Origin of the sequence: Mesorhizobium sp. M7A.T.Ca.US.000.02.2.1, assembly GCF_003996995.1 — a bacterium.
Classification (GTDB): Bacteria; Pseudomonadota; Alphaproteobacteria; order Rhizobiales; family Rhizobiaceae; genus Mesorhizobium.
On record NZ_RZTT01000024.1, the window covers coordinates 18,366 to 29,691 of the forward strand.

The following is an 11,326-nucleotide window of genomic DNA, read 5'->3' on the forward strand; positions in this document are numbered from 1 at the left end:
TCTGGCGATCCTGGAGCATGCCATGAAAACCGTCACCGAATTTCCCCGCAAGGTCATCGAGTTTCCGGACCTGGGGATCGTCATGCCGGATGGCTGCCGGCTCTCGGCGCGGGTCTGGATGCCGGAGGATGCCGGCGACGATCCGGTGCCGGCAATCCTCGAGCATCTGCCCTACCGCAAGCGCGACGGCACCATCTTTCGCGATCAGCTGACGCATCCCTATTTCGCCGGCCACGGCTATGCCTCGATCCGCGTCGACATGCGCGGCAATGGCGATTCCGAAGGGCTGATGGACGACGAGTATTCCGAGCAGGAATTGCAGGACGCCTGCGACGTCATCGCCTGGGCGGCAAGCCAGCCCTGGTGCAACGGCAATGTCGGCATGATGGGCATTTCCTGGGGCGGCTTCAACTGCCTGCAGGTGGCGGCCAAGCAGCCGCCGGCGCTGAAAGCCGTGATCAGCCTATGCTCGACCGTCGACCGCTATGCCGACGACATCCACTACAAGGGCGGCTGCCTGCTGATCGAGAACTTCGGCTGGGCCTCGACCATGCTGTCCTACTCGTCGCGGCCACCGGACCCGCTGCTGGCCGGCGACAACAGATGGCGCGATCTGTGGCTGACCCGGCTGGAGAACCAATCCTTCCTGGCGCCGCTGTGGCTGAAACACCAGCACCGTGATGCCTACTGGAAGCGCGGCTCGATCTGCGAGGATTTCTCCGCCGTCAAAGCCGCGGTGCTGTCGATCGGCGGCTGGCATGACGGCTACCGCAACACGGTCTCGCATCTGGCCAGCAACATCGAAGCCCCGGTCAAGGGCATTATCGGGCCATGGATCCACAAATACCCGCACTACGCAGGACCAAAACCCGCCATCGGCTTCCTGCAGGAGGCTCTGCGCTGGTGGGACCGCTGGCTGAAGGGTGTCGACACCGGTGTCGAGTCCGACCCGGCCTACCGCGCCTATGTCATGGACAGCGTGCGCCCAGCGCGCTGGCACCCCGAGCGGCCTGGCCGCTGGGTGGCGGAGCAGGAATGGCCATCGTCCAACATCAAGACGCAGACGGTCGATCTGATCCCCGCAACGGAAAAACCCGCCATCGTGGCCTCGCCGCAAAGCTGCGGCCTGGCCGGCGGCGAGTATTTTCCTTTCACCTTCGGCCCCGAACTGCCTGGCGATCAGCGCCCCGACGATGCCCTGTCGGCGTGTTTCGACCAGCCGGAACTCAGCGAGCCGATCGACATCGTCGGCGCCCCGGAGGTCGAGCTGCAGCTATCCTCTGATCGTCCGCAGGCCAACATCGCGGTCCGGCTTTGCGATGTGCATCCCGACGGCGCCTCGGAGTTGATCTCCTATGGCGTACTAAATCTGACGCACCGCAATTCGCACGAATTTCCGGAGGCGCTGGTGCCGGGTGAAACCGTGTCTGCGCGCGTAGTGCTCGATCAATGCGCCTACCGCGTGCCTGCCGGCCACCACCTGCGCGTTGCCGTTTCGAACGCCTATTGGCCTGCCATCTGGCCGTCGCCGGAGCCGGTCCGGCTGACCTTGTCGGCGGCGACGCTCCGCTTGCCGCTGCGGCCGCTGGCGACAGACGACGAAGCGGCGTTCGCCGAGCCGGAAGGTGCCACTCCCTGGGCAACGGAGACGGTCCGCGCCAGCAATTCCGAGCGCCATATCGATCGTGACGAAAAGACGGGAATCGTGACGCTTTCCATCGTTGATGATTTCGGCGAGGTGCGCGATCTCGCTCATGGCCTGGCCAATGGCAGCATCGCCCGCGAGACCTGGACGATCCACCCCGATGATCCGCTGTCGGCCTCGGGGAAGACGCACTGGACGCAGACCCTGTCGCGAAACGGATGGTCGGTACGCACCGAAACGACAGCCGAAATGCGGTCGGACGCGCAAAACTTCATCGTCAGCGCCAGAATCGAGGCCTATGAGGACGAAACGCTCGTCTTCGAGCGCAATTTCGAGGAGAAGGTGCCGCGCGCGCTTCTTTGAGCACCGAGTTCATTGGTCCAATTGCGACGTACGATTTACGCCACGGCATGTCGCATTCGGTCTTGCTTACCGCTTTCCCTTGCGGTCATTATTCTCCTCACAAGAAACAAGAAAAACGACCGCAGAGTCGAACCAACAGAGTGAGGAACTCAAAATGTCGAACGAACTGGAATTTCTTAGCCGGCGTGTCGCGTCGGGCAAACTCAGCCGTCGTGATTTTCTCGGCCGGGCGGCGGCGCTCGGTATCTCCGCACCCTTCGCCAACTCGCTGCTTTCAAGCGCTGCACGCGCGGCAGGTCCGGTCAAGGGCGGTACACTGAAGGCCGGACTTGTCGGCGGCGAGTCCACCAACAGCCTTGATCCGGCACTGTTCATGACCCAGGTGCCGTTCGCCTTCGGCAAGATGTGGGGCGAATTGATCGTCGAGCTTTCGCCGGAAGGCAAGCTCGAGAACCGCATCGCCGAGGAGATCGGCTCGTCGGACGACGCCAAGGTGTGGACGCTGAAGATCCGCGACGGCGTCGAATTCCACAACGGCAAGACGGTGACCGCCGAGGATGTGGCCGCCACACTTGAGCGCCATTCCGACGAGAAGTCGAAATCCGGCGCGCTCGGCTACATGAAGGGCATCGAGACCATCAAGGCCAGCGGCAAGGAAGTCGTGCTGACCCTGAAGGAAGCCAATGCCGATCTGCCATATTTGCTCAGCGACTATCACCTGATCGTCCAACCGAATGGCGGCAAGGACAAGGCCGACGCAGGCATCTCGGCCGGTCCTTACAAGATCACGACCAATGAGCCCGGCGTGCGCCATGGCGGCGAGCGTTTCGCCAATTACTGGCAGGGCGACAAGATGGGCCACGCCGACCAGATCGAGATCATCGTCATCAACGATGCGACGGCGCGCACGGCCGCCCTGCAGGGCGGCCAGGTCAATATGATCAACCGCGTCGAGCCAAAGATCGTCGATCTGATCAAGCGCCTGCCGGGCGTCACCATCCGCAACCACGCGGGTCCCGGCCACTACGTGTTCATCATGCATTGCAACACGGCGCCGTTCGACAACGCCGATTTGCGCATGGCACTGAAGCTGGCCATCGACCGCGAGGAAATGCTGGACAAGATCCTGCGCGGCTACGGCTCGCTCGGCAACGACTTCCCGATCAATACGTCCTATCCGCTGTTTACCGAGATCGAGCAGCGCAAGTACGATCCCGACAAGGCCAAGTTCCACTTCAAGAAGTCGGGCCATGATGGCGCGGTCCTGCTGCGCACCTCGGACGTCGCTTTCCCGGGCGCCGTCGATGCTTCCCAGCTCTTCCAGCAGAGCGCTGCCAAGGCCGGCATCAAGATCGAGCTCAAGCGTGAGCCCGGCGACGGCTATTGGAACGAGGTCTGGAACAAGCAGCCCTTCTGCGCTTCCTACTGGGGTGGCCGCTCGACCCAGGACCAGATGTACTCCACCGCTTATCTGTCGACCGCCGACTGGAACGACACGCGTTTCAAGCGCCCGGACTTCGACAAAATGGTGCTGGCCGCGCGCGCCGAACTCGACGAGACCAAGCGCAAGCAGATGTACCATGACATGGCTGTCCTGGTACGAGACGAGGGCGGCCTGATCCTGCCGATGTTCAACCAGTTCATCGACGCTACCGGCGCCAAGGTCGGCGGCTGGGTCGATGATCCGCATCAGGAGCTGATGAACGGCTACGCGCTGGCGAAGTGCTGGCTCGAAGCCTGAGCTTGGCCTTGCGGACATGTCCTCACCCATCTTGAAACTGGTGGCCCAGCGCGTTGCGCTGGGCATTCTCCTCTTGTTGGCCGTTTCGGTCCTGATCTTCGCTGGCACCCAGATCCTGCCCGGCGATGTCGCGCAAGCCATTCTCGGACAATCGGCGACACCGGAGTCGCTCGCCAATCTGCGCGAGCAGCTCGGCCTCAACGATCCGGCCTATATCAGGTATTTCCGCTGGCTCGGCGGTGTGCTGACCGGCGATCTCGGCACGGCCATGTCGAGCGGGCAGGATATCGCCACGTCGATCAAGGGACGGCTGTGGAACACGCTGTTTCTCGCCTTCTGGGCGGCGATCGTCGCCGTGCCGCTGGCGATCATTCTCGGCCTGATCGCGGTGCGCTACCGCAATGGCTGGGTCGACAAGCTGATCTCCGGGCTGGCGCTGGCCTCGACCTCCTTTCCCGAGTTCTTCATCGGCTATGTGCTGGTCTATTTCTTCGCCGTGAAATGGCAAATCTTCCCGGGCATCTCGACCGTCTATGACGGCATGCCTTTTGGCGAGCGCATGCAGGCGATCGCTCTGCCGGCGGCCGCGCTGACGCTGGTCGTGCTCGCCCACATGATGCGCATGACACGCGCGGCGATCCTCAATGTCATGCAGTCGGCCTATGTCGAGACGGCGGAACTGAAGGGCCTGTCGGCCTTCAACGTCATCCGCAAGCACGCCTTCCCCAATGCCATCGCGCCGATCATCAACGTCGTCATGCTCAACCTCGCCTACCTGATCGTCGGCGTCGTCGTGGTCGAGGTGATTTTCGTCTATCCGGGCATGGGGCAGTATCTGGTCGACCACGTCACCAAACGCGACGTGCCGGTGGTGCAGGCGGTCGGCCTGATCTTCGCCGCCGTTTATATCAGCCTGAATATCATTGCGGACATAGCGGCGATCGTCGCCAATCCGCGTCTCAGACATCCGAAATAGGGGGCGGATATGCTCGATATCAAACGCATCCCCCTCCCCGCGCTGATCGGGATCGTGCTGACGGCATTGTTCGTGCTGGCGGCGATCTTCGCCCCCTGGATCGCGCCGCACGGCAATGGCGAAATCGTCGGCGACGTCTGGGAACCGATGTCCGCTGCCCATTTGCTGGGCACCGACAATCTCGGCCGCGATCTTCTGTCTCGCATGATCTACGGCGCCCGCATCACTTTGTTCATCGCGGTGCTGGCCACCGCACTGTCATTCTCGCTCGGCGCCATCCTCGGCTTCTCGGCTGCCGTCTTCGGCGGCTGGTTCGACACGCTGCTGTCGCGCCTCGTCGATCTCTTGATGTCGATCCCGACGCTGATCATGGGTCTCGTCGTGCTGTCAGTGCTGCCGACCAATCTGGTGACGCTGATCCTGGTGATGGGCATTCTGGATTCGACCCGCGTCTATCGCCTGTCGCGCGCGGTCGCCGTCGACATCAACGTCATGGACTATGTCGAGGCGGCGAAATTGCGTGGTGAGGGCAGCGGCTGGATCATCTTCCGCGAGATCCTTCCCAACGCATTGTCGCCGCTGGTTTCGGAACTCGGCCTGCGCTTCATCTACGCCGTGCTGTTCCTGTCGACGCTGTCGTTCCTCGGCCTTGGCGTGCAGCCACCGGACGCCGACTGGGGCGGCATGGTCAAGGAAAACAAGGACGGCATCGTCTTCGGCATCGCGGCCGCGCTTATCCCGGCGGCGGCGATCGCCCTGTTGGCGATTTCCGTCAACCTGGTTGCCGACTGGGTGCTCAACCGGACGACCAGCCTCAAGGGAGGACGCGGGTGATGGCCGACACCAAAGCGAAATCAGGCCTGCTGCTCGACATCCGCAACCTGCGCATCGAAGCCACCGTCTTCCCGCCCGGCGAGCCGCCAAAGAACATCGTGTTGGTGCACGATGTCTCGCTGACGCTTGAAAAAGGCAAGGTGCTCGGCCTGATCGGCGAGTCCGGCGCCGGCAAGTCGACCATCGGCCTGTCGTCGATGGGCTATGGCCGCGGCGGCGTGCGCATCACCGGCGGCGAGGTGATCCTGAACGGCCGCGACATCCTCAAGGGCGGCAAGGACGGCTTCCGCAAATTACGCGGCCGCGAGGTCTGCTATGTCGCGCAATCGGCGGCAGCCGCCTTCAACCCGGCGCACCGGCTGATGGACCAGGTGGTGGAAGCCACGCTGCTGCACGGTACGGCAACGCGGGCCGAGGCCGAGAAGCGCGCGGTTGCGCTGTTCAAGAAGCTCAGCCTGCCGAACCCTGAAACCATCGGCGAGCGCTTTCCGCACCAGGTTTCGGGTGGCCAGTTGCAGCGCGTGATGACGGCGATGGCGCTGTGCTCCGAGCCGGACCTGATCGTCTTCGACGAGCCGACAACGGCGCTCGACGTGACGACGCAGATCGACGTGCTGGCGGCGATCAAGGATGCCATCCGCGACACCCATGTCGCTGCGCTCTACATCACCCACGACCTTGCCGTCGTCGCCCAGGTCTCAGACGAGATCATGGTGCTGCGCCATGGAAGGCTGGTCGAATGGGGCGGCACAAGGCAGATCATCAAGGAGCCGCGCCAGGAATACACCAATGCGCTGGTCTCGGTGCATGAGATCGAACACCAGGAGCAGAAGCCCGGCACGTCGCCTTTCCTGTCGGTGAAGAACGTCACCGCCGCCTATGGCCGCAGCGACATCAAGGTGCTGAAGAACGTCTCGGTCGACATCTATCCGGGTCAGACGCTGGCCGTGGTCGGCGAGTCCGGCTCCGGCAAGTCGACGCTGGCACGCGCCATCACTGGCCTGCTGCCGCCCGAACAGGGCACCGTCACCTTCGACGGACGTCCGCTGGCCAACAGGCTGGCCGACCGGCCGAAGGAGGATTTGCGCCAGTTGCAGATGATCTACCAGATGGCCGACGTGGCGATGAACCCGCGCCAGACCGTCGGCACCATCATCGGCCGGCCGCTCGAATTCTATTTCGGCATACGCGGCCGCGAGCGCGACAGGCGCGTCGCCGAACTGCTCGACAAGATCGAAATGGGCAAAGGCTTTTCCGACCGCTACCCGGCCGAACTTTCCGGCGGCCAGAAACAGCGTGTCTGCATTGCCCGATCGCTTGCCGCCAAGCCGAAGCTGATCATCTGCGACGAGGTGACCTCTGCGCTCGATCCGCTGGTCGCCAACGGCATCCTCAAGCTGCTGCTGGAGTTGCAGAAGGAGGAGAACGTCGCCTATCTGTTCATCACGCACGACCTCGCCACTGTGAAGTCGATCGCCGATTCGATCGCGGTTATGTATCGCGGCGAGGTGGTGCGCTACGGCCCCAAGAGCCAGGTGCTAAGCCCGCCCTTCGACGCCTACACCGACCTGCTGCTCTCCTCGGTTCCAGAGATGGAAATCGGCTGGCTGGAAAAGGCAATCAAGGGACGGCGCATGGCCAGCGCGGGCAACTAAAGCAATTCGGGGAAACTGGAACCGGTTCTCCCAGAAGAAGCGCATGGCGCTTCCCCTGGGAATTGCACCAGACCAAGCCGCCACATGGGGCGCCGGCGACCGTCATCCGGATGCAACACAAGAGCGCCAAACGTCCTTCGGGACGAGCGCTGCTCGCACGACTTTTAAAACAGGGGTAGGACATGAAGACTGAACTCGATTATCTCGCCGAACTCGCCGGTCAAGGCCGGATATCGCGCCGCGCCTTTCTTGGGCGCGCCGCCGCGCTCGGCGTATCGGCGGCCCTGATGCCGGCGCTGGCCGGCAAGGCATTTGCCCAGACGGCGGTGAAGGGCGGTATCATCAAGGCCGGTCTGCAGGGCGGTGAATCCACCAACAGCCTCGATCCGGCGCTGAACCTCAGCCAGGTTACCTTCAGCTTCGGCAAGCTTTGGGGCGAGTATCTCGTGCGCCTCACCCCGGACAACAAGCTGGTCAACCTGATTGCCGAGGAGATTGGCGCCTCGGCCGACGCCAAGACATGGACAATCAAGATCCGCGACGGCATCGAGTTCCACAATGGCAAGACGGTCGGCGCGGAGGATGTTGCTGCCACCATCGAGCGCCATGCGGACGAGAAGTCCAAGTCCGGAGCACTCGGCATCCTCAAGAACATCAAGGGGATCAAGGCGAGCGGCAAGGAGGTCATCGTCACGCTCGGCGACGCCGATGCCGACTTCCCCTATCTGATGGCCGACTACCATCTCACCATCCAGCCGAATGGCGGCAAGGACGATCCGAACGCCGGCATCAGCGCCGGTCCCTATAAGGTTAGCGTCAACCAGCCCGGCGTGCGCCATGGCGGCGAGCGCTTCGCCAATTACTGGCTGGGCGACAAGGCCGGCCATGCCGACCAGGTCGAGATCATCGTCATCAATGACGCGACCGCACGGCTTGCCGCCCTGCAGGGCGGCCAGGTGCACATGATCAACCGCGTCGAGCCGAAGGTCGTCGATCTGGTCAAGCGCATCGCGGGCGTCTCCATCGAGAACGTCTCGGGCAAGGGCTACTATCCGTTCAACATGTTCTGCGACACCGCCCCCTTCGACAGCAACGATCTGCGGATGGCGCTGAAGCTTGCCATGGACCGCGACGAGATGCTGGAAAAGATCCTGCGCGGCTATGGCTCGGTGGGTAACGACTTCCCGATCAACGAGGCCTATCCGCTGTTTTCCGCCGACATCGAGCAGCGCAAGTTCGATCCGGACAAGGCGGCGGCAGCCTACAAGAAATCGGGCCACAGCGGCTCGATCGTGCTGCGCACCTCGGACGTCGCCTTCCCGGGCGCCGTCGATGCCGCACAGCTCTATCAGCAGTCCTGCGCCAAAGCCGGCATCAAGATCGAGATCAAGCGCGAGCCCGGCGACGGCTACTGGTCGGAGGTCTGGAACAAGCAGCCTTTCTCGCTCTCCTACTGGGGCGGACGCGCGACGCAGGACCAGATGTATTCCACCGGCTATGTCTCGACCGCCGACTGGAACGACACGCGCTTCAAGCGGCCGGAATTCGACAAGATGCTGTTTACCGCGCGCGGCGAGCTCGACCAGGCCAAGCGCCAGGCGATCTACCACGACATGGCAGTGATGATGCGTGACGAAGGCGGGCTGATCGTGCCCTTCTTCAACCAGTTCATCGACGCGGCCGCCACCAGCAAGATCGGCGGCTATGCCAAGAGCCCTATCGGCGAAATGATGGACGGCTACGCGCTTGCCGAGTGCTGGCTCAACGCTTGAGCGGACTCTGATCGTCCGATTTCATCTATCAAGAACGCCGTGTGCCCAAGACGGCACACGGCGTTCCCGTTTCAACTGCCAACCGCATGGAGCAGCTCGTGGCGCTCAAGTCCAAGCTTCTGCTGATCATCCTCGACGGCGTGCCTTACCGGAACTGGCGCCGGCTGATGGGCAATCTCGAAGGCTGGGTGCAATCGGGCGAGGCGCGCGTCTGGAAGATGCGCTCGGTGCTGCCGTCGACCTCGGCCTGCTGCTATGCGTCGATCCACACCGGGGTCTCACCGCAGGTGCACGGGATTCTCTCCAACGAGAACCGGTTCCGCGTCGAGCAGCCCGATATCTTCTCCGAAGTCAGCAAGGCAGGCGGCAAGACGGGGGCGGTGACGCATTCCTACTGGTCGGAATTCTTCCGCGCCTATCCGTTCGACGTGGTCGAGGACATGGAGTTCGACGAGCCAGGCGGGCCGATCACGCATGGCCGCTTCCACACCATGACCGGGTACAATCTTCGCAACCAGATGACGCCGAGCGATGTCGACCTGTTCGCGACGCTGACGATGCTGACGAAACGCCATGGCATCGACTACGGCATCCTGCACACCTGCACGCTGGACTCGATGGGACACCGCTTCGGCCACGACTGCCACGAGATGGACCATGCCGTCTATGCGATGGACGGGATGCTGGCCGCCTTCCTGCCGCGCTGGATCGAAGCCGGCTATGAGGTGATCGTCACCGCCGATCACGGCCAGACCGATCGTGGCCATCATGGCGGCCATGACGACGAGATGCAGGATTTCGCGCTGTACTATTTTGGACAAGGTAAGGGTCCGCAGGCCGACACGCTGCTCGACCAGCTGCAGCTGGCGCCGACAGTGCTGAGCCGGCTGGGTGTGGCAATACCGGAGACGATGAAGGCTAAATCTTTCTTGGAGTGAGCGGGCGCGCAGAACTCTTCCCTTCCCCCCTTGTGGTAGAAGGGAAGACCCTGCCTCTGGCAACACTTCCTTACTTCGGTTAGCCTCCGCAAAATTCCTTGGCGGAGGATGAACCTTTTTGGACCGATCAGCGACAGAGCAGACAGGAGCCAGGCGGCTCGACCGGCCATGACGGCAGCGACGGAGACCGATCGCGCTCTCGTCGACCGGGTCGCGAAGGGCGACCGTGCCGCCGTGCGGCTCCTGTTCATGCGTCACCACGCGCGGGTCTACCGCTTCGTGGCGCGCCAGACGGGATCGGAAATGATGGCCGACGATATCGCCAACGAAGTCTTCCTCGAGCTGTGGCGCCAGGCGCCAGGCTTCGAAGGGCGTTCCGAAGTCTCGACATGGCTGCTCGGCATCGCTCGTTTCAAGGCGCTGTCCTTTCTGCGCAAGAAGAAGGAAGACTGGATCGACGACGAGGCCGCCGCCGCGGTGCCCGACGGCGCCGACACGCCGGAAGTCGTCACCATGAAGGAAGACAAGGCCGCCGCCCTGCGGCGCTTCGTCGACGCCTTGCCCGAAGAGCATCGCGTGGTCATCGATCTTGCCTATTATCACGGACAGTCGGTGAGCGAGATCGGCGAGGTGCTCGACATTCCGGTCGCCACCGTCAAGACCCGGATGTTCTACGCCCGCAAGAAACTCGGCGAGGCCCTCAAGGCCGCCGGTTACGACAGGGGGTGGCCATGAGTGCCGCTGAAAAGATGTCGCGCCGCGACGAAATGGAAACGCTGCTGCCATTCTACCTGAACGGCTCGCTGGAAGGTTCCGACCTGGAAGCGGTCGAGGAGTGGCTGGCCAGCGATCCGGCCGCACTTGCCGCCCTTGGCGAGGCTGAAGCCGAATTCTCCGGCGCCACGGCCGCCAACGAAGCAATCCGGCCGCCGGTCGATGCGCTCAGCCGCTTTGCCAAGGCACTCGACGCCGAGGCCGGGCCTGCGCGCAAGCCGGCAGGATCGTCCTGGCTGACGCAGGCCTGGGGCCGCTTCATGGCGGTGCCGGTCGGTGTCGCCTGGGCGGCAGCCGCGGTTCTGCTGGCCCTGGTCATGGTGCAGTCGTTTGTCGAACCCGGCGGCAAGGGCAATGATTTCGAGATTGCCGGCGCGCAAGACGATCCGGCGAAAATGCCGTTCGCGCTGGTCAAGTTCAAGCCGGATGCCAAGATGTCGGACATTTCCGCCTTCCTCGGCAGCAACGGGCTGAAGATCATCGGCGGACCGACCGCCGACGGCGTGTTCCGGCTTGGCATTCCGGCCGCGACAGCTGCCGACTACAACAAGCAAATCGGCCTTGTTGCCGCCCAGGCTTTCACGGAAACTGTTATCGAGGGAAGGAAACCGGTTGATGGCGGCTGAGG

At 63.1% G+C, this 11,326-nt stretch carries 9 protein-coding genes; all 9 read left to right on the forward strand.

Going from position 1 to position 11,326, the window contains the following annotated elements:
- Positions 1-22 precede the first annotated feature (22 nt).
- The 9 genes from EOD15_RS04220 (at position 23) to EOD15_RS04260 (ending at position 11,324) form a co-directional block, all read left to right on the forward strand.
- Positions 23-2,008: a CocE/NonD family hydrolase gene (locus EOD15_RS04220; protein ID WP_127321465.1), complete on the forward strand. Its 1,986-nt coding sequence runs from the start codon at positions 23-25 to the stop codon at positions 2,006-2,008.
- A 154-nt stretch (positions 2,009-2,162) separates the two neighbouring features.
- Positions 2,163-3,749, forward strand: coding sequence for an ABC transporter substrate-binding protein (locus tag EOD15_RS04225; RefSeq protein ID WP_127321466.1), 1,587 nt, complete (start codon positions 2,163-2,165; stop codon positions 3,747-3,749).
- Positions 3,750-3,765: 16 nt separating this feature from the next.
- Positions 3,766-4,725, forward strand: coding sequence for an ABC transporter permease (locus EOD15_RS04230; RefSeq protein WP_127289704.1), 960 nt, complete (start codon positions 3,766-3,768; stop codon positions 4,723-4,725).
- Between the two features lie 9 nt (positions 4,726-4,734).
- Positions 4,735-5,559, forward strand: coding sequence for an ABC transporter permease (locus EOD15_RS04235; protein ID WP_127268157.1), 825 nt, complete (start codon positions 4,735-4,737; stop codon positions 5,557-5,559).
- Complete coding sequence (locus EOD15_RS04240; RefSeq protein ID WP_127268158.1) at positions 5,559-7,214, forward strand: ABC transporter ATP-binding protein; 1,656 nt, start codon at positions 5,559-5,561, stop codon at positions 7,212-7,214. Before EOD15_RS04235 ends, EOD15_RS04240 begins: the two co-directional genes overlap by 1 nt.
- A 182-nt stretch (positions 7,215-7,396) precedes the next feature.
- Entirely contained in the window at positions 7,397-8,986 is a 1,590-nt protein-coding gene (locus EOD15_RS04245) for an ABC transporter substrate-binding protein (RefSeq protein WP_127268159.1), read from the forward strand.
- Positions 8,987-9,084: 98 nt separating this feature from the next.
- Positions 9,085-9,924, forward strand: a complete 840-nt coding sequence (locus EOD15_RS04250) for an alkaline phosphatase family protein (RefSeq protein ID WP_127320822.1) — start codon at positions 9,085-9,087, stop codon at positions 9,922-9,924.
- Between the two features lie 168 nt (positions 9,925-10,092).
- Positions 10,093-10,659 carry a sigma-70 family RNA polymerase sigma factor gene (locus EOD15_RS04255; RefSeq protein ID WP_127320821.1) on the forward strand — a complete coding sequence of 189 codons (567 nt, stop codon included), beginning with the start codon at positions 10,093-10,095 and terminating at the stop codon, positions 10,657-10,659.
- The gene (locus EOD15_RS04260; protein WP_127320820.1) at positions 10,656-11,324 is read left to right on the forward strand and encodes an anti-sigma factor; all 669 of its coding nucleotides are present in this window, start codon (positions 10,656-10,658) and stop codon (positions 11,322-11,324) included. The genes EOD15_RS04255 and EOD15_RS04260 overlap by 4 nt, the downstream gene beginning before the upstream one ends.
- Positions 11,325-11,326 lie beyond the last annotated feature (2 nt).